This window comes from Nocardioides sp. S5-5, assembly GCF_054954065.1.
Genome location: NZ_CP199913.1, coordinates 1,822,103 through 1,843,808, shown reverse-complemented (window position 1 = coordinate 1,843,808; position 21,706 = coordinate 1,822,103). Strand labels below are relative to the sequence as shown.

23 protein-coding genes are annotated in these 21,706 nt (G+C 71.7%); 5 read left to right on the top strand and 18 right to left on the bottom strand.

Translation table 11 applies throughout. The features are described 5' to 3' along the window. Positions 1-35: 35 nt before the first annotated feature. The 4 genes from ACUP6Y_RS08710 to leuA all read right to left on the bottom strand — a co-directional run bounded on the left by ACUP6Y_RS08710 (position 36) and on the right by leuA (position 4,476). Positions 36-866: an isoprenyl transferase gene (locus ACUP6Y_RS08710; protein ID WP_462555425.1), complete on the bottom strand. Its 831-nt coding sequence runs from the start codon at positions 864-866 to the stop codon at positions 36-38. Between the two features lie 147 nt (positions 867-1,013). Next, entirely contained in the window at positions 1,014-1,766 is a 753-nt protein-coding gene (gene recO, locus ACUP6Y_RS08705) for a DNA repair protein RecO (protein ID WP_462555424.1), read from the bottom strand. A gap of 83 nt (positions 1,767-1,849) precedes the next feature. Beyond that, positions 1,850-2,722 carry an alpha/beta fold hydrolase gene (locus ACUP6Y_RS08700; protein WP_462555423.1) on the bottom strand — a complete coding sequence of 291 codons (873 nt, stop codon included), beginning with the start codon at positions 2,720-2,722 and terminating at the stop codon, positions 1,850-1,852. 2 nt (positions 2,723-2,724) lie between these two features. After that, positions 2,725-4,476, bottom strand: a complete 1,752-nt coding sequence (leuA, locus tag ACUP6Y_RS08695) for a 2-isopropylmalate synthase (RefSeq protein WP_462555421.1) — start codon at positions 4,474-4,476, stop codon at positions 2,725-2,727. A gap of 158 nt (positions 4,477-4,634) precedes the next feature. On the opposite strand from leuA, the gene ACUP6Y_RS08690 reads away from it, so the two are divergent. The 3 genes from ACUP6Y_RS08690 to ACUP6Y_RS08680 are packed head-to-tail and all read left to right on the top strand — an operon-like array spanning position 4,635 to position 6,817. Beyond that, positions 4,635-5,135, top strand: coding sequence for a flavodoxin family protein (locus ACUP6Y_RS08690; RefSeq protein ID WP_462555420.1), 501 nt, complete (start codon positions 4,635-4,637; stop codon positions 5,133-5,135). 21 nt (positions 5,136-5,156) lie between these two features. After that, a complete protein-coding gene (locus ACUP6Y_RS08685; RefSeq protein ID WP_462555419.1) occupies positions 5,157-5,960 on the top strand; it encodes a septum formation family protein in 804 nt (267 codons plus the stop codon). Beyond that, on the top strand, positions 5,957-6,817 hold the full coding sequence (locus tag ACUP6Y_RS08680) for a septum formation family protein (protein ID WP_462555417.1): 861 nt from the start codon (positions 5,957-5,959) through the stop codon (positions 6,815-6,817). The genes ACUP6Y_RS08685 and ACUP6Y_RS08680 overlap by 4 nt, the downstream gene beginning before the upstream one ends. A 351-nt stretch (positions 6,818-7,168) precedes the next feature. Here the strand turns inward: ACUP6Y_RS08680 and era are convergent, their stop codons facing one another. The 9 genes from era to ACUP6Y_RS08635 form a co-directional block, all read right to left on the bottom strand. Further along, positions 7,169-8,185 (bottom strand): GTPase Era, encoded by a 1,017-nt coding sequence (era, locus tag ACUP6Y_RS08675; RefSeq protein ID WP_462555416.1) that lies wholly within the window; start codon positions 8,183-8,185, stop codon positions 7,169-7,171. Next, positions 8,182-8,955, bottom strand: coding sequence for a siderophore-interacting protein (locus ACUP6Y_RS08670; protein WP_462555415.1), 774 nt, complete (start codon positions 8,953-8,955; stop codon positions 8,182-8,184). The genes era and ACUP6Y_RS08670 overlap by 4 nt, the downstream gene beginning before the upstream one ends. A gap of 24 nt (positions 8,956-8,979) precedes the next feature. After that, positions 8,980-10,281 carry a class I SAM-dependent methyltransferase gene (locus ACUP6Y_RS08665; RefSeq protein ID WP_462555414.1) on the bottom strand — a complete coding sequence of 434 codons (1,302 nt, stop codon included), beginning with the start codon at positions 10,279-10,281 and terminating at the stop codon, positions 8,980-8,982. Further along, entirely contained in the window at positions 10,278-11,642 is a 1,365-nt protein-coding gene (locus ACUP6Y_RS08660; RefSeq protein ID WP_462555412.1) for an FAD-binding oxidoreductase, read from the bottom strand. Before ACUP6Y_RS08660 ends, ACUP6Y_RS08665 begins: the two co-directional genes overlap by 4 nt. A gap of 76 nt (positions 11,643-11,718) precedes the next feature. Continuing rightward, the gene (locus ACUP6Y_RS08655; RefSeq protein WP_462555411.1) at positions 11,719-12,327 is read right to left on the bottom strand and encodes a response regulator transcription factor; all 609 of its coding nucleotides are present in this window, start codon (positions 12,325-12,327) and stop codon (positions 11,719-11,721) included. Next, positions 12,324-13,433 (bottom strand): sensor histidine kinase, encoded by a 1,110-nt coding sequence (locus ACUP6Y_RS08650; RefSeq protein WP_462555410.1) that lies wholly within the window; start codon positions 13,431-13,433, stop codon positions 12,324-12,326. The genes ACUP6Y_RS08655 and ACUP6Y_RS08650 overlap by 4 nt, the downstream gene beginning before the upstream one ends. Positions 13,434-13,462: 29 nt before the next feature. Further along, on the bottom strand, positions 13,463-14,248 hold the full coding sequence (locus tag ACUP6Y_RS08645) for an ABC transporter permease (RefSeq protein ID WP_462555409.1): 786 nt from the start codon (positions 14,246-14,248) through the stop codon (positions 13,463-13,465). Next, positions 14,245-15,156 (bottom strand): ABC transporter ATP-binding protein, encoded by a 912-nt coding sequence (locus ACUP6Y_RS08640; RefSeq protein WP_462555408.1) that lies wholly within the window; start codon positions 15,154-15,156, stop codon positions 14,245-14,247. Before ACUP6Y_RS08640 ends, ACUP6Y_RS08645 begins: the two co-directional genes overlap by 4 nt. Positions 15,157-15,268: 112 nt before the next feature. After that, a complete protein-coding gene (locus ACUP6Y_RS08635; RefSeq protein WP_462555407.1) occupies positions 15,269-15,613 on the bottom strand; it encodes a cytidine deaminase in 345 nt (114 codons plus the stop codon). A gap of 33 nt (positions 15,614-15,646) precedes the next feature. On the opposite strand from ACUP6Y_RS08635, the gene ACUP6Y_RS08630 reads away from it, so the two are divergent. After that, a complete protein-coding gene (locus tag ACUP6Y_RS08630; RefSeq protein ID WP_462555406.1) occupies positions 15,647-15,934 on the top strand; it encodes a DUF1330 domain-containing protein in 288 nt (95 codons plus the stop codon). A 121-nt stretch (positions 15,935-16,055) separates the two neighbouring features. On the opposite strand, the gene ACUP6Y_RS08625 is transcribed toward ACUP6Y_RS08630, so the two are convergent. Continuing rightward, positions 16,056-17,024, bottom strand: a complete 969-nt coding sequence (locus ACUP6Y_RS08625) for an IS630 family transposase (RefSeq protein ID WP_462556669.1) — start codon at positions 17,022-17,024, stop codon at positions 16,056-16,058. A 254-nt stretch (positions 17,025-17,278) separates the two neighbouring features. On the opposite strand from ACUP6Y_RS08625, the gene ACUP6Y_RS08620 reads away from it, so the two are divergent. Next, the gene (locus ACUP6Y_RS08620; protein WP_462555404.1) at positions 17,279-17,644 is read left to right on the top strand and encodes a hypothetical protein; all 366 of its coding nucleotides are present in this window, start codon (positions 17,279-17,281) and stop codon (positions 17,642-17,644) included. Here the strand turns inward: ACUP6Y_RS08620 and ACUP6Y_RS08615 are convergent. The 4 genes from ACUP6Y_RS08615 to ACUP6Y_RS08600 are packed head-to-tail and all read right to left on the bottom strand — an operon-like array spanning position 17,641 to position 21,698. Further along, complete coding sequence (locus ACUP6Y_RS08615) at positions 17,641-18,888, bottom strand: hypothetical protein (RefSeq protein ID WP_462555403.1); 1,248 nt, start codon at positions 18,886-18,888, stop codon at positions 17,641-17,643. The genes ACUP6Y_RS08620 and ACUP6Y_RS08615 overlap by 4 nt on opposite strands. A gap of 13 nt (positions 18,889-18,901) precedes the next feature. Then, positions 18,902-20,209 carry a hemolysin family protein gene (locus ACUP6Y_RS08610; RefSeq protein WP_462555401.1) on the bottom strand — a complete coding sequence of 436 codons (1,308 nt, stop codon included), beginning with the start codon at positions 20,207-20,209 and terminating at the stop codon, positions 18,902-18,904. Next, the gene (ybeY, locus tag ACUP6Y_RS08605) at positions 20,206-20,664 is read right to left on the bottom strand and encodes an rRNA maturation RNase YbeY (protein WP_462555399.1); all 459 of its coding nucleotides are present in this window, start codon (positions 20,662-20,664) and stop codon (positions 20,206-20,208) included. The genes ACUP6Y_RS08610 and ybeY overlap by 4 nt, the downstream gene beginning before the upstream one ends. After that, positions 20,661-21,698, bottom strand: coding sequence for a PhoH family protein (locus ACUP6Y_RS08600; protein ID WP_462555398.1), 1,038 nt, complete (start codon positions 21,696-21,698; stop codon positions 20,661-20,663). Before ACUP6Y_RS08600 ends, ybeY begins: the two co-directional genes overlap by 4 nt. Positions 21,699-21,706: the final 8 nt, after the last annotated feature.

Sequence of the window (21,706 nt, the reverse complement as noted above, 5' to 3'; positions counted from 1 at the left end):
GACGCCCCCTCGCCCGACCAGAGGGACGGAAGTGCTCAGCCGACCTGGTTGGGCTCCGCGCCGCCGTAGCGCCGGTCCCGGCGGGCGTACTCGTCGATCGCCGCCCACAGGTGACGGCGGTCGACGTCGGGCCAGAGCACGTCGGAGAAGACGAGTTCGGCGTAGGCCGCCTGGTAGAGCATGAAGTTCGAGAGCCGCTGCTCGCCCGACGTACGCCAGATCAGGTCGGCGTCGGGGAGCTCGGGGACGTAGAGATAGCGGCCGAGGGTGCGCTCGTCGACCTTGTCGGGGTTGACCCGGCCGGCGGCCACATCCCGGGCGAGCCCACGCGCGGCGTCGCCGAGCTCGGAGCGCCCCCCGTAGTTGACGCACATCGTGAGCGTGAGGACGTCGTTGTGCCGGGTCAGCTCCTCGGCGACCTGGAGCTCGGTGATGACCGACTTCCACAGCCGCGGCGCCCGCCCGGCCCAGCGGACCCGGACGCCGAGCTCGTGCATCTCGTCCCGGCGGCGGCGGATCACGTCGCGGTTGAAGCCCATCAAGAACGTGACCTCCTCGGGGCTGCGCGACCAGTTCTCGGTGGAGAAGGCGTACGCCGAGATCGCCTTCACACCGATCTCGATCGCGCCCTCGACCACGTCGAACAGGCTCGACTCCCCCTCCTCGTGCCCCTTCGTGCGCGGCAGGCCACGCTCCTTGGCCCACCGGCCGTTGCCGTCCATCACGACCGCGACGTGGTGCGGCACCAGCTCGGCGGGTACGGCGGGCGGCCGGGCACCCGACGGGTGGGGCGTCGGCGGACGGACCGGGCCACGGGTGGCGGCGGCTGCCGCGGCGGCACGGGTACGACGGGTCGAGCGGGTCACGGGAGCAGTCTCTCAGTGCCCGGGGTGGGGTTTCTCAAGGGATGCAGGAGAACCGACGCTTCCCCGTTCAAATTTGAACGGGGAAGCGTCGGGATCGCTGCATCCCTTGAGAAACCTGTCACCGGCCCACCCCCGAAGAGCACCACGTCAGCGCTCGACGTAGGCCAGCGACCGGAGCCCCCGCTCCAACTGCCACTGCACGAACGCCGCGACCAGTCCGCTGGCCTCGCGGACATGCCGGGGATCGGCGGCCTCGATGACCGACCAGTCGCCGGCGAGCAGACCGCCGAGCAGGGTGAGCGTCTCGGGGGCGGGGGTGGCGGAGCCGGGGATCCGGCAGGTCGAGCAGAGCACCCCACCCATCGACGGGTTGAACCAGCGGTGGTGGCCGAGCTCACCGGTCGCGGTGACGGGCGGGCGGCCGCAGTGGGCGCAGTCGACGAAGGTGGGGGCGTAGCCGGCGATAGCCAGGGCTCGCAGCAGGTAGGAGTCGAGCACGTGGCACTGGTTGCGCGCACCCGCCGCCATCGCGTTCAGTCCACCGAGCAGCAGCGCGAACTGCCGGCGCGCGGGCTCGCGCTCCTCGACGACGAGCCGCTCGGCGGTCTCGAGCATCGCGGTCCCGGCCGTGTAGCGCTCGTAGTCGGCGCCCAGCGGGGCGGCGTACGCGGCCCGGGTCTCGGCCTGGGTGATCGTGTCGAGGTTGCGCCCCTCGGCGAGCTGGAGGTCGACGTGGGTGAACGGCTCGAGACGCGAGCCCCACCGCGACGTCGTACGACGCACGCCCTTGGCCACCGCCCGGACCACGCCGTGCTCGCGGGTCAGCAACGTGACGATGCGGTCCGCCTCACCCAGCTTGCGGGTGCGCAGGACGATCGCGTCGTCACGGTAGAGCGGCACCGCTCCATTGTGCGGCCTCGGGCGGCCGAAAGCCCGGCGCCACCCCGGCGCCGGCCCGCAGGTCGTTCCCATCCGCGGCCGGGTCAGGACGACCGGGTACGACGCCCTCGCCGCGCCGGGCGCACACACTCGAGCACGAACCGGGTGACCACGAGGTCGAGCCGCTCGGGACGCCGCCGCCACTCCAGTGGCGCCTCCGTCCGCTCGAGCACGGCGCCGGCGATCTCCTCGGCCACCCTCTCGGCATCGCCGACCGGATGGAAGGGATCGGCGGTGCGGGCGAGGACCAGCGTGGGCACGCCCAGCACGGCACGCTCGGCCGACGACGGAGCGAACCGGCCGAAGAGCACACCGTGGACGAGGGCGGCCACGGCTCCGGGGCGGGCGTCGAGGGTCTCCAGGACGAGTCGGACCCACTCGGGAGCGAGCCGGCGCGGGAGCGGGCGGGTGGCCAGGCGCAGCGCGGTGAGGGCGAACGGCGCGAACCGGGCCGTGGTGAGGACCGGGGTGAGCAGGGCGAGCTGTGCGCCGAGGGCGTTCTCGAGCACCGGGCCGTCGAGCAGCAGCCCGGCGACCCGCTCGGGAGCGCGGACGGCGACCTCGAGGGCGACGTTCGCACCGATCGAGCTGCCGCCCACGACGGCCCGGGCCGCGCCGACGTGGTCGAGCAGGGCGACCACCTGGTCGGCGAACGCGGGCACCGAGTAGGACAGCGGGTCGGCCGGGCGGTCGGAGCGGCCGTGGCCGAGCGGGTCGAGCACGAGCACGTGCAGGCCGTGGGAGGCGAGCATCCGGGCGGTGCGGTCATGCACCCGCCGCGGCACCAACAGCGGCGGGAGGAGGACGACCCAGGCGTCGCCCGCCCCGTACTCGGTGAACTCGAGGCGGTCGCGGCCGCGCCGGCCCTCGACGAAGACCTGTCCGACCTGTTCGGAGGCCAGCGCGGCGCGACCCATGCTCAGGCGCCCGCCGCCGAGGACGGGATCGTGATCGCCTGCGCCCGGTTGGCGGCGCAGACCACCGCCCGCAGCGAGGCGGTGACGATGTTGTGGTGGATCCCGATGCCCCAGACGATCTCGCCGGCGATCTCGCACTCGACGTACGCCGCGGCCAGGGCGTCGCCACCCGACGACAGGGCGTGCTCGGCGTAGTCGAGCACCCGGATGTCGGCGCCCGCCTGGCGCATGCCGTCGACGAACGCGGCCACCGGTCCGTTGCCCATGCCGGTGAAGGTCCGCTCCTCGCCACGGACGCGGAGCTGCACCTCCTGGCGGTCGTCGCCGTCCTGGTCGGTCGTCGAGGAGAAGGCGACCAGGCTGTAGGGCGTCTCGCGGTCGAGGTACTCCTTGCGGAAGATCGCCCAGATGTCCTCCGGCGTGACCTCGCCGCCCTCGGCGTCGGTGTGCTGCTGGATCACCCGGCTGAACTCGATCTGCGCGCGTCGCGGCAGGTCGAGGCTGTGCTCGGCCTTGAGGACGTACGCGACACCGCCCTTGCCGGACTGGCTGTTGACCCGGATGACGGCCTCGTAGGTGCGGCCGACGTCCTTGGGGTCGATCGGCAGGTACGGCGCCTCCCACGGGATCTCGCCGACCGGCTTGCCCTGCTCGGCAGCGATCCGGTCCAGGTCCTCCAGGCCCTTCTTGATGGCGTCCTGGTGGGAGCCGGAGAAGGCGGTGTAGACCAGGTCGCCGGCCCACGGGTGGCGCGGGTGGACGGGCAGCTGGGTGCAGTACTCGACCGTGCGGCGGATCTCGTCGATCTCGGAGAAGTCGACCTGCGGGTCGATGCCCTGGCTGAACAGGTTCATGCCCAGGGTCACCAGGTCGACGTTGCCGGTGCGCTCGCCGTGGCCGAACAGGCAGCCCTCGACCCGGTCGGCACCGGCCATCAGCGCGAGCTCGGTGGCCGCGACCGCCGTACCGCGGTCGTTGTGAGGGTGCAGGCTGATGATCGAGTGCTCGCGGCGGGTCAGCCGGCGCGAGAAGTACTCGATCTGGTCGGCGTAGGTGTTCGGGGTCGACATCTCGACCGTGGCGGGCAGGTTGAGGATGATCTCGCGCCCGGCCTCGGGCTGCCACACGTCGGAGACCCGCTCGCTGATCTCGAGCGCGAAGTCGGTGGGCGTCTGGGTGAAGATCTCGGGGCTGTACTGGTAGCCGAAGTCGGTGTCGGCGAGCAGCTGGTCGGCGTACTTCATCACCCACTCGGTGCCGCGGGTCGCGATCGCGATGCACTCGGCCTCGGTGACGCCGAAGACGACCCGCTGGAACAGCGGCGCGGTCGCGTTGTAGAGGTGGACGGTGGCCTTGGCGGCGCCCTGGAGCGACTCGACGGTGCGCGCGATCAGGTCCTCGCGGGCCTGGGTCAGCACGGACACGCGTACGTCGTCGGGGATCCGGTCCTCCTCGACGAGCTGGCGCACGAAGTCGAAGTCGGTCTGGCTCGCGGCCGGGAACCCGATCTCGATCTCCTTGTAGCCCATCTTCACCAGGAGCTCGAACATCGTCAGCTTGCGCGAGGGGCTCATCGGGTCGATGAGCGCCTGGTTGCCGTCGCGCAGGTCGGTGGAGAGCCACCGGGGGGCGCGAGTGATCTTCTGGTCCGGCCAGGTGCGGTCCGGCACGGTGACGGGCTCGAAGGCGGTGTAGCGGTGGTACGGCATCCCGCTGGTCTGCTGGGACGGGATGGTGACGCTCGGCTTGGTCATGACTTCCTCGGGGTGGTGAGAGCTTCCAGATGGGCGCCGGGCGCGCAACTCACTCCGCAACGAGGGGTCCGGCTTTCAGACCTCGCTGCGGCCGCTAAGAAGGAGGGCTCGCGTCATGATGGGCTCACCTTAGCAGCCGACCGGCCTAGGCTGGCGACATGCCTCGGCTGCTGATCGTCCACCACTCCCCCAGCCGTTCGATGCAGGCCCTGCTCGAGCAGGTCGTCGCGGGCGCGGGCGACGAGGAGGTGCGGGCGGCCGGGACGGTGGAGGTCGTCGTACGGGCGGCGTTGGCGGCGAGCGCGCACGACGTGCTGGCAGCCGACGGGTACGTGCTCGGCACCACCGCCAACTTCGGCTACATGAGCGGCGCGCTCAAGCACTTCTTCGACTCCACCTTCCTCGCCGTCGGCGGCGCCCTCGACCCGAGCGGGGCGCCGGCCGACGGCGCCGGCGCGACGGCCGGACGGCCGTACGGGCTGTGGCTGCACGGGCGCTACGACCTCACCGGCGCGGAGCGGTCGGTGCAGTCGATCGTGGGCGCGCTCGGCTGGCGCCAGGGGTACGACGTCCTCGGCGTCCTCGGGGATGTGGACGACGCGGCGTTGGAGGCGGCCTACGCGCTGGGCGCTACGATCGCGGCACTCCTGACCGACTGACCACCGAAGGGGCTGGACCGAGTGCTGCACCGAGCCGTCACGCTGCTCGCACTCGCCCTGCTGACCCCCGTCCTCGCCGCGTGCGGCACCCAGAGCCAGGGCAGCAACACCGACGACGACCAGGTCGACTCGCTCGCCGTCCCCGCGAACGGCGTGTGCCGCTCGCTGACGCCCGAGGACGTCGCCCACCCGACGAACGCCACCCGCACCGTGTCCTGCGCCCAGGAGCACACCGCCGAGACCTTCGCGACGGGCGAGCTGCCCGCCGAGTTCGACGACGTCGACTACGACGACAAGGAGCTCGGCCGGTTCGCCTACCGGACCTGCTCGGCCGCCTTCGCGAAGTTCGTCGGAGCCGACGAGAGCCTGGTACTGCGCACGACGCTGAGCTGGGCCTGGTTCCGGCCCTCGGAGAAGGCCTGGGGCAAGGGCGCACGGTGGTACCGCTGCGACGTGCTGGGCGGCAGCACCGCGAGCACGTCGTACCGCCCCCTCCCGAAGACCGCGCAGGGCATGCTCGCCGGACGGCCCCCGGACGTGTGGCTCAGCTGCGCGCGCGGGCCGTCGGTCGGCGAGGGCGAGAAGGTGCCCTGCTCGCAGAAGCACGACTGGCGCGCGGTCACGACCGTGAAGCTCGGCCAGCCCGAGGACACCTACCCGGGCGACCGGGTGATGGAGAGCCGCACCCGCTCCTTCTGCTCCAACTCGGTCAAGGCGTGGCTGAACTACCCCTCGGAGTTCGAGTACGGGTTCACCTTCTTCCACAAGGCCGAGTGGGAGGCCGGGATCCGGCGGTCGGTGTGCTGGGCGAGGACGAGCGAGTGAGGCGAGCGAGCGAGGCGATGCGGAACCCGACCCCCTGGCCGCGCCGGACCAGCGTCCTCGCCGCGGCCCTGCTCGCCGTGACCGGACTCGCCGCCTGCAGCAGCGGTGACGGCGACGACGGCAAGGAGCCGCGGGCCGAGCCGACCACCCAGACCACCGCCGCCACGCCCGATCCCAGCCCCGCCGCCGGCGCCTGCTACGCCCTGCCCTACGACGCCGCCGTCGCTCCCACCTCCACGGTCGAGGCCACCGACTGTGCCCAGCCCCACACCAGCGTCACCTTCGCCATCGGCACGATCGACGCGGTCGTCGACGGACACCTGCTCGCCGTCGACTCCGACCGGGTCCAGTCCCAGGTGTCCTCCGCCTGCCCCGCCCAGCTGCTGACCTACGCCGGCGGCACGCTCACCCAGCTGCGGCTGAGCATGATCCGCTCGATCTGGTTCACCCCGACCGTCGAGCAGTCCGACGCCGGCGCCACCTGGTACCGCTGCGACGCCGTCCTCCTCGACGGCGCCTCCCGGCTCGCCGACCTCGACGGCGACCTCAAGGGCGCCTTGGCCAAGGATGTCCCGGACAGGTACGCCATGTGCGGCACCGCCGCACCCGACGCCGACGACTTCGAACGGGTCCGCTGCTCGGCCAAGCACTCCTGGCGCGCCATCGACGTCGTCGCCTTCGACGAGACCGACTACCCGGGCGCCAAGAAGGTGCAGGCCGCCGGCCGGACCAGGTGCGAGGACGCCGCCGCCGACGTCGCCAAGGACCCGCTCACGTTCAAGTGGGGCTACGAGTGGCCGACGAAGGAGCAGTGGGCGATGGGACAGAAGTTCGGGCGTTGCTGGACGGCTGAGTAATTTGGCCGTCGCTTCGCTCCGGCATGTCGCGCCGCCTGCCAACGCCGTTTCTTCCTCCCCCGCTCGCTCGTTCCTCGCTCGCTCCTCCGTCCAGAAACGGCGGGCGGCGCGACGAGAATCAGCCGCATGTGATGCATGCACGCATCACGTGCAGCTGGATGTCGTCGGGCGCCCCGCGTGATCTGGACTGAGCGAAGCGAGCGACCGAGCGCCAGCGAGGAAGCGAGCGCAGCGAAGGAAGATCACGCGCCAAAGGGCGCCCGACATGCGAGCGAAGCGAGCCAAACCAACACCGTGAGTCCCTCACGCAGCGCATCATCCCCGCAGCGAGCCCCTCTCTGACGGGTCGCGCTAGAACCCGAGCTTCCGCAGCTGCCGCGGGTCGCGCTGCCAGTCCTTGGCGATCTTGACGTGCAGGTCCAGGTAGACGGGGGTGCCGAGCAGCGCCTCGATCTGCTGGCGGGCGGCGGTGCCGACCTGGCGCAGGCGGGCGCCCTTCTTGCCGATCATGATGCCCTTCTGGGAGTCGCGCTCGACGTACAGGTTGGCGTGGATGTCGAGGAGCGGCTTGTCGTCGGGGCGGCCCTCGCGCAGGCTCATCTCCTCGACGACGACGGCGATGGAGTGCGGGAGCTCGTCCCGGACGCCGTCGAGGGCGGCCTCGCGGATCAGCTCGGCGGCGAGGATCTCCTCGGGGGCGTCGGTGAGGTCGCCGTCGGGGTAGAGCGGCGGGCCCTCGGGCATCAGGCCGACGAGGAGGTCGCCCAGGAGCGAGATCTGGTTGCCGGAGACCGAGGAGACCGGGACGATCTCCGCCCACTCGGTGCCGGTCTCGCGACCGAGCTCGGCGATGTCGAGGAGGTGCTCGCCGATCCGGTCGGGGGCGACCAGGTCGGTCTTGGTGGCGACCGCGATCTTGGTGGTACGACGCACCTTGGCCAGCTCGGTGACGAGGAACCTGTCACCGGGCCCGACCCTCTCGTCGGCCGGGAAGCACACGGCGACGACGTCGACCTCGGCCCAGGTGGTCTTGACCAGGTCGTTGAGGCGCTCGCCGAGCAGGGTGCGGGGGCGGTGCAGGCCCGGGGTGTCGACGAGCACGAGCTGGCCGTCGGGGCGATGCACGATGCCGCGGACCACGGTGCGGGTGGTCTGCGGCTTGTCGGAGGTGATCACGATCTTCTGGCCGACGAGGGCGTTGGTCAGCGTCGACTTGCCGACGTTGGGGCGCCCGACGAAGCAGGCGAAGCCGCTGCGGTAGCCCTCCGGGACGTCGCCCGTCGCGAAGACCGGCGCGGCCGGCGGCGGCAGTGCCCCGAAGTCCTCGTCGAACTCGTCCTCGTCGAAGTCGTCGTCGTGCTCGCTCATCCCTGTGCCTCCCGTGCCGCGTCGTAGTCGGCCCAGATCTCCTCGTCGGACTTCCCGGCGGCCTTGCCGGCCCGCCAGATCGGGCCCGGGTCGACGGCGCGCGGCTGGCGCTTGGCGACCGAGCGCCAGTAGCCCATCACGTCGTAGTGCGTGCTGGGGAGCCTGCGTTCCCGCATCAGATGCTTGCGGATGGCGCGCATCTGTGCCGACTCGCCGGCCATCCAGAAGTAGCCCTCGCCCGCGGGCCAGTCGATCCCCTCGACCACCGCCGCGAGCCGACTCTCGTCGCCGAGCGGCAGCCAGCTCACCTCGACGCCCTCAGGGAAGTAGCCCTCGATCCGCGAGTCGGCGGGCACCTCGGCGTGGATCCGCACCGGGAGTCGGTCCCCGTGCTCGGCGGCGATCCGGGCCATCGCCGGGAGCGCGGTGAGATCGCCCACCAGGAGCAGCCAGGCCGCGTCGTCGGGAGGCAGGAAGGAGCCCTTCGCCTCGGTGAGCACGACCTGCTGGCCGACCGGGTCGCCCGACGCCCACTCGGTCACCAACCCGACCTCGTGGACGACGACGTCGAGCACCATCTGCCCGGCCTCGAACGAACGCACCGTGTAGTAGCGGCTCTGGAACTGGCCGGGCACGACCAGGCCCACCCACTCGTCGGAGATCTCGGTCGAGGTGAAGTCGGGGACGTCGAGGGTCAGCCGCACCAGGTGGGGCGTCACCTGCTCACGGTCACGGACCGTGGCGGCGTGCTGCTGGGCGCGGGTGCTCACCCACCCAGGCTATCGAGGCACGGCTCAGACACCGAAGTCGTGCCGTAGGGGGTACCCGCTGACCCCGTCGTCGCTCCTCGTCGCCAGCACGTGGTGAAGCTGGATCTCGTTACGCTCGAACGCGATCCGGGAGCCGGCCATGTACAGACCCCACACCCGGGCGGTGCCCTCGTCGGTCTCGGCGACACAGGCGTCCCAGTTGTCGGCGAGGTTCCGGCACCAGCCGGCGAGGGTCTTGGCGTAGTGGACCCGGAAGTTCTCGTGATGCTGCACCTCGAGCCCGGCGTCCTCGACCGCCTCGATGATCGTGCCCGAGCCGGCGAGCTCTCCGTCGGGGAACACGTAGCGGTCGATGAACGCACCGGTACGCCGGTCGACGTTGTCGTGGCGGGTGATGCAGTGGTTGAGCATCCGGCCCTGCGGCCTGAGCTTGTCGTGCATGAAGGAGAAGTACGCCGGGTAGTTGGCGACCCCGATGTGCTCGGTGAGGCCGATCGAGCTGACCGCGTCGAAGTCGCCCTCGACGATGTCGCGGTAATCGGAGTGGCGCACCTCGGCGACGTCGTCGAGGCCCTGCCTCTTGATCTCCTCCTGCGCCCAGGTGGCCTGCTCGCGCGAGAGGGTCACGCCGAGCGCCTTGACGCCGTAGTGCCTCGCGGCGTGCCGCACCATCCCGCCCCAGCCGCAGCCGATGTCGAGCAGGCGCTGGCCCGGCTTCAGGTCGAGCTTGCGGCAGACCAGGTCGTATTTGTGCTCCTGGGCCTCCTCGAGGGTGGCGTCCTCGGTCGGGAACACCGCACAGGTGTAGGTCATCGACGGACCGAGGACGTGCTCGTAGAAGGTGTTCGAGACGTCGTAGTGGTGGTGGATCGCGTCGGCGTCGCGCTCCTGCGAGTGCCGGCTCCACCTCGTCAGGCCGCGCAGGCCCTCGAGCCGGTGGCGCCACCCGGGCAGGTGCTCCTGCGGCGGCGGGGGCGGCGGGACGAGGTGGCTCAGGCCGAGCGTGCGCAGGATGCCGACCAGCTCGAGCGGACCGGGGATGCCGAAGTCGGTGTGGTCCTTGAGCAGCGAGAAGGCGGGGTACGGGTCACCCGGGTGGGCGCCGTGCAGCACCAGGTCGCCGGCGACGTACGCGCGAGCCAGGCCGAGGTCGCCGGGCGCGGTCATGATGTAGGACAGGCCGCGCTCGCTGACCAGCTCGACGCCGTAGGGCAGGTCGAGGTCGCCGGCCGAGGAGCCGTCGTAGGCCTTGAGCCACAGGGGCAGGCCACCCGGGAAGAGGGATGCGATCGTGGGCGCGATGCCCTTGCCTGGCTGAGCCGTCATCGGCTCCTCACCGCCTTGTCGTAGAGAGTGGTCAGTCGGTCGTCGGGATCGTGGACGCGCTTGACCGCCGCGAGCTCGGCGGTGTTGTAGAGCGCGTCGAAGGTGGCCTTGTCGTAGTAGGCGTCGGAGTAGAGCGACTTGTGGCCGCCGAGCTCGTGGACCTTCGCCTCGATCGCCCGGTTGCGCGGGCCGTCGACGGCCTCGGGGCCGACGTGGACGGTGCCCCAGAAGCCGACGTTGACATAGACCTTGCCCGCCTCGAGCGGGTACAGCGGCCAGGACCGGGTGGTCGCGAGCGGGCACAGCCAGACCGGCCGCATCCCGATCTCCTCGTCGAACCACGCGAGGAACTCGGCGAGCCGCTCGACCGGGACCTCGATGTCCTGGACCACCCGCTCGCGCAGCGGACGCCCGGCGCGGCGGTCGAGGCGGTCGGCGATGCCGAAGCGCCGGTCGAGGTGGAGCATCCGCATGTAGACGTCGGAGCGGCGGTAGCGGCGCGGCCAGAACCGGCGGATCCGCGGGTTCTGCGCGCCGAAGGCGCCCGAGCACCAGAACCAGTCGGTGTCCCAGCGCCACAGGTAGTCGTGGAACGTGAGCCGGTCGCGATCGCAGGTCTGCAACGAGCGGTAGTAGATCTGCTGCCCGGCGTAGTCGGACGTCGCGCCCGGCTCGTCGGTCCACCGCGCCAGGGTGAGGACGTGCTCGCCCGGGCCGAAGGAGACGCCGTCGAGGCCGTGGACCGGCTCGCCGTCGTGTTCCTGGGTGGCGGAGACCTCGGCGATCGTCTTGGCGAGCAGGCCGGCGTCGTCGAAGCGGACATGGCGCAGGGCGACGTACGGCGGCACCGCGGCCAGCTTGATCCGCAGCCGGGTCGCGTAGCCCAGGGAGCCGTAGGAGTTGGGGAAGGCATCGAAGAGGTCGTCGCCGGGGCGCGTCGTGACGACCTGACCGCTGCCGGTGAACACGTCCATCTCGAGGACCGACTCGTGGGGCAGCCCCAGCCGGAAGCTGGTCGACTCGATCCCGAGGCCGGTGACCGCGCCGCCCAAGGTGATCGTGCGCAGCTGCGGGACGACGTGCGGGACCAGGCCGTGGGGCAGCGTCGCGTCGACCAGGTCCTCGTAGGTGCACATGCCCTGGACCTCGGCGACCGGACCGTCGGGGCTGTCGGGCAGCACCTCGATCACCCCGGCCAGGCCGCTGACGTCGAGACCCGGCGCGCTGGTGGCGGCGCGGGCCCGGAACAGGTTGGTGGTGCGCTTCGCGAGCCGCACCGGCTGGCCGGCCGGGATGGCGGCGTAGGAGTCGGAGAGCCGCTGGACGGCCTGTGCGTGCTCCTCCCAAGAGCGGTTTGACATGGTTCTGAACGTTACTCCTGTGCGCGGACAGCGGGATCGGCGGGTGGTTGACCTCACTCAACCATCAGGACGCATCTCACAGCCAGCCCTTTCCGAGGGCCACGAGGGCGGCCTCGGTGCGGTTCGTCGCGCCGGTCTTGCCGATCGCCGCGGAGAGGTGGTTGCGCACCGTGCCCTCCGAGAGGAACAGCTCGGCGGCGATCGCCGCCACGGAGGCGCCGTCGCGGGCCGCGCGCAGCACGTCGGTCTCCCGCGCCGTCAGCGGCGACTCCCCCGTCAGCAGCGAGTCGGTGGCCAGACCCGGGTCGACGACGCGCAGGCCCTGGTGGATGCGACGTACGGCGTCCGCGAGCTGCGGCGCCGGCGTGTCCTTGACGACGAACCCGGAGGCGCCGGCCTGCAGCGCGCGGCGCAGGTAGCCGGGCCGGCCGAACGTGGTGACGATGAGGACCCGGGTGCCGGGGCTGGCCGCGCGCACCGCCGCGCACGCCGCGATCCCGTCCATGCCGGGCATCTCGACGTCGAGCAGCGCGACGTCGGGGGTGTGCGTGCGGGCCGCGGCGACGGCGTCCTCTCCCGTGCCGACCTCGGCCACCACCTCGAGGTCGGGCTCGAGGCCGAGCAGGGCGGACAGGGCGCCGCGGACGAGTGCCTGGTCGTCGGCGAGCAGCAGCCGGATGCTCACTCGACGACCACCGCCAACGACCAGCCGGGGTCGAGCCTGGTCGTCACCAGCCGGGCGCCCAGGGAGGCGGCCCGCTCCTGGAGCCCCGTGAGCCCCGACCCGCGCACCGGTACGTCGGCCGGCCCGGTGCCGTCGTCGCGCACCTCCGCGCGGTCCGGGGTGAGCAGCACCTCGCAGCTCCGGGCGCCGGAGTGCCGGACCACGTTGGTCACGCCCTCGCGCACCGTCCACGCGAAGAGCTCGCGCAGCTCGCTGGGCACCTCGTCGGTGCTGTTGGGCAGGCTCGCCCGGATCTGGGCGGCCTCGAGCGCGGTCCGGGCCCGGGCGAGCTCCCCGGGCAGGGTCAGCTCGCGATAGCCCTCCACCGCCCGTCGTACGTCGGCCAGGGCGTCGCGGCTCAGCCGCTCGAGGTCGGCGAGCTCGGCGCGGGTGCGCTCCAGGTCGACGTCGACCAGCCGGCGCGCGAGCTCGGCCTTGATCGTGATGACGGTGAGGGAGTGGCCGAGGATGTCGTGCAGGTCCCGGGCCAGGCGGTTGCGCTCGCTCTCGGCTGCCAGCTCGGCGTTCGTCTCGTGCGCCCGGACCAGCTCCAGGTTGCGGTTCATCATCGAGCGCACCCCGAAGACCGCCAGGGACGCCGCGATGATCGAGAAGGCCAGCCACGGGCTGTGCTCCCACCCGGGCACCGTGACGCCCGTGACCAGCACCGCCGCCGCGAGGGCCGCCACCACCGGGACGAAGACGACCGCCGCGAAGAGCATCACGACGGTGACGGCGAGGTAGACCACGCTGGCCGTGCCGACCTGCCCGAGCGCGGCCACCATCGCCACCGCCAGAGCGCTCAGCACGGCCGTCCACGCCAGCCTGGTCCGCAGCGGGGGCACCTGCACGAGCCGGGCCCGGTCGGTGCGCATCGCGATCCACAGGGCGAGGTAGGTCGCGGCGAACGCCAGGGTCGCGACCAGCCCGAGCCAGGCACGGGGCGCGGGCAGGTCGGCCCAGGCCGCCCGGACCGGGTCGAGGAGGAACGCGAGCCAGATGGCCGCGAACATCGGCCCGAGCCGTCCCATCGGGCGGGGCGGCTGGACCTGGCCCGGTGTCTCCACGGTCGTCACGTTAGTCCCCGGGCGCGGGCTCAGACCCGCGCGGTGTCCCTGCTCATCCGCCACGCCGCGCCGGCCACGAAGATCGCGAACCAGGCGACCGCGTTGACGACGGCGTACCAGGGCAGCTCGTGGGTCAGCGGCCAGCGGGCGATCTCGGCGACGCCGTACATCGGGGTCCCGTAGGCGATGTGTCGGACCACCTCCGCATAGTTGTCGAGCGGGATGAAGACACCACCGAGGAACGAGAGGAGGGCGAGGCCGGGCCCGAGGATCTGCATGGCGTTCTCGCCGGGGACCACGTAGCCGACGAACACGCCGAGGGCCGCGAAGGTCAGCGTGCAGAAGAGGGTGACGACGGCGCACTCGACCCAGACGTGGGTCGGCATCTGCGCCTTGCCCTGCAGGGCGCCCACGACGTTGACCGCGGCGATGGCAAGAGCGCCCATGACGAGGGCGACGAGGGCCTTCATCAGGATGTAGGCCACCGGATGGAGAGGGGTGAGACGCAGCTGGCGCGACCAGCCGAGAGAACGCTCGAGGGCGACCATCGAGCCGCCGGCGGCCGCGGTGAGGGCGGAGCCGTAGAGTGCCATCGAGGCGAGGATGTAGGCCGCGACGTTGCCGTCGCCGACCTTGTCCTGCCAGCCCTGCTGGCCCCCGAACGCGAGCAGCATCGCGCCGGGGAAGAGCAGCGTGAAGACGATGGTGCGGCGGTTGCGCAGCAGGCGGCGCAGCTCGATGCGCAGCACGGTGGTGGTGAAGCCCCCCAGCGGCGGGACCCGGCGGCTGGTCGGGTCGATGGTGGCGGTGCTCATGAGTTGTCTCCTGTCAGGCTGAGGAAGGCCTCTTCGATGCCCTGGGCGGTGATCTCGATGTCGCGGGCGCCGGTCTCGGTCAGCAGGTAGCGGGCGACGGAGTCGCTGTCCTTGGCGTGGATGCTCACCGACTCGCCGCGCACGTCGACGTGGTCGACGCCGCCCAGCGCGGTGATCGCGGCGACGGCCGCGTCGTCGGCGCCCGGGAGCCAGGCGCGGATGGTGCGGCCCGAGGCGAGGGCGCGGATCTGCGGGCCGGTGCCGTCGGCGACGACCCGACCCTTGCTGATGAGGATGATCCGGTCGGCGTACTGGTCGGCCTCCTCGAGGTAGTGGGTGGCGAACAGCACGGTGCGGCCGGTGGCGGCGTCGGCGCGGATCGAGCTCCAGAACGCGCGGCGGCCCTCGACGTCCATGCCGGTCGTCGGCTCGTCGAGGAGCAGCAGCGCGGGGTCGGAGAGCAGCGCCATGGCGAACCGGAGCCGCTGCTGCTCGCCGCCCGAGCACTTGCCGACCCGGCGCTCGGCGATGCCGGTGATGCCGGCGCGCTCGAGCACGTCGGCGACCGGGCGGGTGTCGGCGAACAGGCTGGCGGTGTAAGCCACGGTCTCGCGGACGGTGAGGTCCTTGAGCAGGCCGCCGGTCTGCATCACGGCCGAGACCAGGCCGCGGGCGATCGCCGCGCGCGGCTCCAGACCGAGGACCTCGACGGTGCCGCTCGTGGGCCGGCTCAGGCCGAGCACCAGGTCGATGGTCGTGGTCTTGCCGGCGCCGTTCGGGCCGAGGAAGGCCACGATCTCACCGGGGTGCAGCTCCAGGTCGATCCCCCGGACGGCCTGCACCTGGCCGAAGTCCTTGGTCACCCCGGCCAGCCGGACCGCCAGCAGGTTCGTGGTCGTCGTCGTCATGGCCCCAGCCTCGTCGGCGGCGGGGCCGGGTACCTCTGGCAGGCGTCACGACCCGGGCATGACATCTGTCATGCGCCAGGCAGGGAGTCTCACCGTCCCAGCTCGCCCTGTGTCAGGCAGTGACGGTGGTGGCGATGGTGCCGCGGGCGTCACCCAGGTGGACGACGACGCCGGAGGCGCCCGCGAAGTCGGCGAGCACGGCGGCGTCGGGCTCGGTGAGCTGCTGGGCGTCGCCGAGCACGACGCACGCGTCGAGGCCGGTGGAGCCCGAGGCGACGGCCATCGCGACGACGGCCTGGACGGCGCTCAGCCGGAGCGAGGGCAGCTCGACGGTCGCCGCGGCGTACGTGCGGCCGTCGGTGTCGCGGACGGCGGCACCCTCGGCGGCGCGGATCCGGGCCCGGGTGGCACGGGCGAGGGTGACGAGCTTGTGGTCCTCGGCGGAGAGGTCGGGCATGGGGCCATCCTCTCAGGGGTGCAGGATGGGGCCATGCCTGCCTACTGGATCAGCAACTACCGCGCCATCCACGACGACGAGAAGATGGCGGCCTACGCCGCCCTGGCCGGCCCGGTGCTCGCCGAGCACGGTGGCCGGTTCCTGGCCCGGGGCGTGCCCGAGCAGGTCTACGAGGCCGGGCTCGAGCAGCGGGTGGTGGTCATCGAGTTCGACAGCGTCGAGGCAGCGGTCGCCGCCCACGACAGCGCGGGCTACCAGGAGGCGCTCGCCGCTCTCGGCGACGGCGCCGAGCGCGACATCCGGATCGTTCCCGGCGCATAGTCGTGGCTCTCGGCCTGCGGCTGCGCCCGGGACGGCCCGGATCGACGTCGCGAGACGCACCGGTGCCCGGCTCAGACAGGACGCCGGCCGCTAGTGGTCGTCGCTGTTGATTCGTCGGGGGTCATGCCGCGATCCGGGTGAGGAGCTTGTTGAGGTCGTCTCGGGTGTAGCGCCAGTCGAAGGGCTCGGCGGTGGCGTTGTAGCGGCTCTGGAAGGCCAGGATCCGGGTGGCGAGGTCGTCGAGGCTGGCGAAGTGGACCGGGCTGATGGCCTTGCGTTGCAGGATCGAGAAGTAGATCTCGATCTGGTTCAGCCACGAGGCGTGCACGGGCAGGTGGATCAGTCGCGCGGTCGGCCAGGCGTCCTCCATTCGCAGGATCGAGCGCCAGCCGTTGTGGGAGGAGCCGTTGTCGACCACCCAGAACACCCGCTTGGCGGATGCGTAGGGCTCGGTGGTCATCACCTCCTCGACGAGCTGGGCGAAGGGCTCGATGCCGGTCTTGGGGGCGATCTGGCCGAACACTCGTGCGCGGTGGACGTCGTAGGCGCCCATGTAGGCCAGGGTGCCGCCGCGGGTGTACTCGAACTCCACTCGGCGGGCGCGTCCCGGTGCCGGTGGTAGTCCGCGGTGACGACGGCGTAGCGCCTGTAGTTGGGACTTCTCATCAGCGCTGATCACGTACTCGTTCTCGCCGAGTGGGCGGCCGTTCCAGCGGCGGGCGTACAGGTCGAGAACCCGGGCGGCCTTGGTCGCGAAGTCGGGGTCGCGAGGGAAGATCCAGGAGCGGTGCTGCCAGGGCTTGATCGCATCGACGGCCAGCCAGCGCCGCACCGTGGAGACACTCACCGGCCGGTCGGGCCGGATGAGGCCCTGGGCGTTGGCCTGGGTTGCCAGCTCGGTGGTCGACCAGCGGGTCAGCGGTAGTCCGTGGTCGGAGGGCTCGCTGCACGCCAGCGCCTTCACCGAGGCGACCTCGATCGCGGTGAAGGCCGGTGGCCGTCCCGGCCGCGGCAGGTCTCGCAGACCATCGAGCCCGTCGGTGCAGTAGCGGCGTCGCCACTTGCGCACGGTGTCGACATGGACGCCCAGGTCGCGGGCGTCTGAGCGTTCGTGTCACCGTCCGCGGCGGCACCACGATCCGGGCACGCAGCACATCGCGTTGAGGGGTGGTCGCGGCCCGCAGCCGAGCCTGGAGCGTCTCGCGGTCGGACTCGGTCAGGGCCACGACGTAGGGGGAAGCAACTGGCATATCCATTTCTGGCGTACCCCGTCGCGCCGGCCGTGGCGCCACGCCGCTGCGTGCCGTGCTGATCTGCTCCAAGCCGCTCAGGGATGATCAGCAGGTGGCGAAGATCCCGGAGTCGACCCAGATCTCGATGCGGCAGAAGATCCTGGCCCGCGCCCGGGAACGGTGGCCCCAGATCGCCGAGGTTCACACCCGCTACCGAGGCGGGTTCGCCTACGTTGACACCACCCTGACCGACGGCGAACGGCTGCCCCTGTTCCGGCTGCGCTACGCCGGCTCGGCCAGCCGTTGGGGCTTCGCGATCTACCGCGCCAGCCACGACGACTACCAGCAAGCCGCCCTTCCCAACGGCTGGCCCTCAGGCACACCCGAAGAAGCCCTCGACACCGCCTGCGGCCTCTACCTCAACGACCCCACCGCCTCGCAACCAGACCCCCGACGAATCAACGGAGATGCCTACTAGCGCTCGCACGACACCCGGAGCGCCCAGCCGATCGGCGCGATCGGGACCTCGATCTTCCCCGCCGTGCCCGCGCAGCGCTCGTCCAGCTCGGCGGTCGAGGGCCACGCCGGTCCCTGCTCGCGGACCGCGGACTCCGGCCGGGCCGCGAGGAGAGCGGCCCCGAGGACCACGACGGCGACGCCCCCGGCCACGAGCCGCTGACCGCGGGTCCGGGCCAGGTCGAGGGCGACGAGCAGGGCGGCGAGCAGGAAGAGGCCGGCGATGGTGCCGTACCGGAGCACGCCGCCGGCGCGCCACTGGTCCGCGCTCTGGCCGGCGAACTCCATCGGGTACCCGTTGGCCACGATGCCGGCGCTCCACAGCAGACCGGCTCCCAGCAGCAGCCCGACGGCGGCGCCGCGCAGGCGCGGCTCACCGCGACGCAGGACGAGACCGGTCGCCACGACCGCCGGCAAGACGAGCACGAAGAGCCCCAGCGGCCCGGCCAGGTCGACCAGCCGGCCCGCGAGCCGGCCGCTGTCGGTCCACGCCGCCGACCCGGTGTGGCCGGCGAATCCCACGACCAGGCCCGGCAGCGAGAACGGCGCGTCGCCCTTGTCGGGACGCGGGTCGAGCACCGTCACCAGCATCTGGGCGAGACCGCCCGCCAGCAGTCCCGCGCGCGGGATCCAGCGCAGCCGGTCGCGCCATCCGAGCACCATCAGCGGCACCAGCAGCACGACCACGACCTCGGTCAGCCCCACGAGCAGGCCGGCCACGGCCCACGCCACGGCGGCGCCACGCGACGCCGGGCGGTGCAGGACCAGCCAGAACCCGAGCCACAGGCCGTAGCCGTGCAGGTTGGCGAGGTTGCCGAGGACCTCGGTGGCTCCGGCCGGCAGCAGGACGGGCGCGAGCGCGACCAGCGCCCGCACCCACCGGCTCTCGATCACGTCCTCGGCGAGCAGCCAGGTCAGCGCGCACACCAGCCCGACCAGCGCGACCGCGGCGAGGGTGATCGCGTCGTCCCACCGTCCCGGCGGCACGACGGCGACGACCACGTCGGTCACCAGCCGGGGCACCACGTGCAGGTAGCCGTCGTACGGCCGCCACGGCCACGCGCCCGACAGGCTGCCGTAGAGGAAGACCGAACCGTCCTCGGCCCAGATCCGGTTCCGGGCGGCCACCGGGACACGCCACCAGCCGTAGAGGGTGGCGGCGGCCCACAGCAGGAGCGGGACCGCGACCCGACGCAGCAGGGACACAGCCCGCATCCTGTCAGTCGACAACCAGCTCGTCCTGCGGGACCCGCGAGATCAGCACGGTACCGATCTTGTTGCGGCGACCGGCGGCGTGCTCGGCCTCGAAGCGCAGTCCGTGCGCCTCGACCACCGAGCCGGGGATCGGGACCCGGCCGAGGCGCTTGGCGAGCAGGCCGCCCACGGAGTCGACGTCCTCCTCCTCGATCGGGAAGCCGAAGATCTCCACGAGGTCGTCGACCGGGTAGCGCGAGGAGACCCGGACCTTGCCCTGAGGGTCGTCGCCGCCGTCGCCGAGGTGCTCGACCTCGACCTCGGCCTCGTCGTACTCGTCGGTGATCTCGCCGACGATCTCCTCGAGCAGGTCCTCGATGGTGATCAGGCCGGCGGTGCCGCCGTACTCGTCGACCACGACAGCGACGTGGAGACGGCGCAGCTGCATCTCGCGGAGCAGGTCGTCGACCGGCTTGGACTCCGGCACCCAGACGACCGGTCGCATCACCTCCTCGACCCGCTGGGTCAGCTCGACGTCGGGGGCCTCGAAGTCACGGCGCACGACGTCCTTGAGGTAGGCCATCCCGCGCACGTCGTCGAGGTTCTCGCCGACCACGGGGACCCGCGAGAAGCCGGAGCGCAGGAACAGCGACATGGTCTGGCGCAGGTTCTTGTGGCACTCGATGTAGACCACGTCGCCGCGCGGCACCATCACCTCGCGCACGGTGGTGTCGCCGAGCTCGAAGACGGAGTGGATCATCTTGCGCTCGCCGGCCTCGATCAGCTCGGTGGCCTCGGCGATGTCGACCAGCTCGCGCAGCTCGGTCTCGGTCTGGAACGGGCCCTCCCGGAAGCCGCGGCCGGGCGTGATCGCGTTGCCGACCAGGATCAGCAGCCGCGGGATCGGCCCGAGCACGGTGGTCAGCGCCGACAGCGGCCAGGCGCACCAGACGGCGACGGTCTCGGCATGCTTCTTGCCGACGGTGCGCGGGGCCACGCCGATCACGACGAAGGACACGACCAGCATCACGCCGAGAGCAAGGCCCGCCCGCGCCCACCAGGAGGCGGCGAGGCGCTCGTCGACGTAGAGCGTGACGACGACGATCGCCGCGATCTCGCACAGCAGCTGCAGCAGCAGCGCGGTGTTGAGATGCCGCGGGGCGTCCTCGAGGACGACGACGAGGCGCTGGGCTCCCGCGCGTCCCTCGCCCACCATCTCCTGCGCGCGGGCGCGCGAGAAGCCGGCCAGGGCCGCGTCCGCCGCCGCGAACAGCCCCGCCAGCACCACCAGGACGGCCGCTGCTCCCAGCGGCCACAGACTGTCGGCGATCACGTGGCCGGCTGGGCGCGCCACTGGGCCAGCAGCTGGTCCTGCAGGCCGAACATGACCTCGTGCTCCTCCGGCTCGGCGTGGTCGTAGCCGAGCAGGTGGAGGATGCCGTGCGTGGTGAGCAGCTCGAGCTCGGCGAGGGTGCCGTGGCCGGCGGCCTCGCCCTGGCGCTCGGCCACCACCGGGCACAGCACGAGGTCGCCGAGGACGCCCTCCTCGGGCTCCTCGTTGACCAGGCCGGGCCGCAGCTCGTCCATGGGGAAGGCGAGCACGTCGGTCGGCCCCTGCTTCTCCATCCACTTCTCGTTGAGCTCGGCGATGGTGTCCTCGTCGACCGCCTTGATGCACAGCTCGGCGAGCGGGTGGACGCGCATCTGGTCCATCACGAACCGCGCCAGCTGGGAGAAGTGCTTCACGTCGAGCCCACTGCCGGACTCGTCGAGGATCTCGATGCTCACCTGTCGCCCTTCTTAGCGGCCTTCTGCGCTTGCTTCTTGGCATCGAAGTCGTCGTACGCCGCCACGATCCGCGCCACCAGCTGATGGCGGACCACGTCGTGGCTGGTCAGCCGCACGAACGCGAGATCCTCGACGCCGTCGAGGATCCCCTCCACGATCCGCAGGCCCGAGGTCGTGCCGGACGGCAGGTCGACCTGGGTGACGTCACCGGTCACCACGATCTTGGAGCCGAAGCCGAGGCGGGTCAGGAACATCTTCATCTGCTCGGGCGTGGTGTTCTGCGCCTCGTCGAGGATGATGAAGGAGTCGTTCAGGCTTCGTCCCCGCATGTACGCCAGTGGAGCGACCTCGATGGTCCCGGCCGCGAGCAGCTTGGGGATCGACTCGGGGTCGAGCATGTCGTGGAGCGCGTCGTAGAGCGGGCGGAGGTAGGGGTCGATCTTCTCGCTCAGCGTGCCGGGCAGGTAGCCGAGCCGCTCGCCGGCCTCGACCGCCGGGCGGGTGAGGATGATCCGGTTGACCTGCTTGGCCTGCAGCGCCTGCACGGCCTTGGCCATCGCGAGGTAGGTCTTGCCGGTGCCGGCGGGGCCGATGCCGAAGGTGATGGTGTGCTTGTCGATGGTCTCGACGTAGCGCTTCTGGTTGAGCGTCTTGGGTCGGATCGAGCGTCCGCGATTGCTCAGGATGTTGAGCGAGAGGATGTCGGCGGGGCGCTCGGACGTCGCGGTCTGGACCCGCAGCATCGCCTCGACGCGCTCGACGACCTCGGCGGTGATGCCCTGGCCGGTGCGCAGGATCGCGACCAGCTCGTCGATCAGCCTCTCGGCCAGCTCGATCTCGTGGACGTCGCCGGCCAGCGTGATCCGGTTGCCCCGGACGTGGACCGTGACGCCGAACCGCTTCTCGATGATGCCGAGGTGCTCGTCGCCCGGCCCGAACAAGGTGACCATGTCGATGCTGTTGGGCACGACCACGGTCTGGCGGGCGGGGGCAGCCGGGGTGGCTGCGGTCACTGAGGTGGGTGAGTCGGTCATGGATGCCC

Excerpts from the sequence above, each read along its gene's own strand:
- leuA (WP_462555421.1), bottom strand. The coding sequence starts at position 4,476 with ATGACCAAGCCGAGCGTCACCATCCCGTCCCAGCAGACCAGCGGGATG.
- ACUP6Y_RS08660 (WP_462555412.1), bottom strand. The coding sequence starts at position 11,642 with ATGTCAAACCGCTCTTGGGAGGAGCACGCACAGGCCGTCCAGCGGCTC.
- ACUP6Y_RS08665 (WP_462555414.1), bottom strand. The coding sequence starts at position 10,281 with ATGACGGCTCAGCCAGGCAAGGGCATCGCGCCCACGATCGCATCCCTC.
- ACUP6Y_RS08645 (WP_462555409.1), bottom strand. The coding sequence starts at position 14,248 with ATGAGCACCGCCACCATCGACCCGACCAGCCGCCGGGTCCCGCCGCTG.
- ACUP6Y_RS08700 (WP_462555423.1), bottom strand. The coding sequence starts at position 2,722 with ATGGGTCGCGCCGCGCTGGCCTCCGAACAGGTCGGACAGGTCTTCGTC.
- ACUP6Y_RS08600 (WP_462555398.1), bottom strand. The coding sequence starts at position 21,698 with ATGACCGACTCACCCACCTCAGTGACCGCAGCCACCCCGGCTGCCCCC.
- ACUP6Y_RS08640 (WP_462555408.1), bottom strand. The coding sequence starts at position 15,156 with ATGACGACGACGACCACGAACCTGCTGGCGGTCCGGCTGGCCGGGGTG.
- ACUP6Y_RS08630 (WP_462555406.1), top strand. The coding sequence starts at position 15,647 with ATGCCTGCCTACTGGATCAGCAACTACCGCGCCATCCACGACGACGAG.
- ACUP6Y_RS08690 (WP_462555420.1), top strand. The coding sequence starts at position 4,635 with ATGCCTCGGCTGCTGATCGTCCACCACTCCCCCAGCCGTTCGATGCAG.
- ACUP6Y_RS08635 (WP_462555407.1), bottom strand. The coding sequence starts at position 15,613 with ATGCCCGACCTCTCCGCCGAGGACCACAAGCTCGTCACCCTCGCCCGT.
- era (WP_462555416.1), bottom strand. The coding sequence starts at position 8,185 with ATGAGCGAGCACGACGACGACTTCGACGAGGACGAGTTCGACGAGGAC.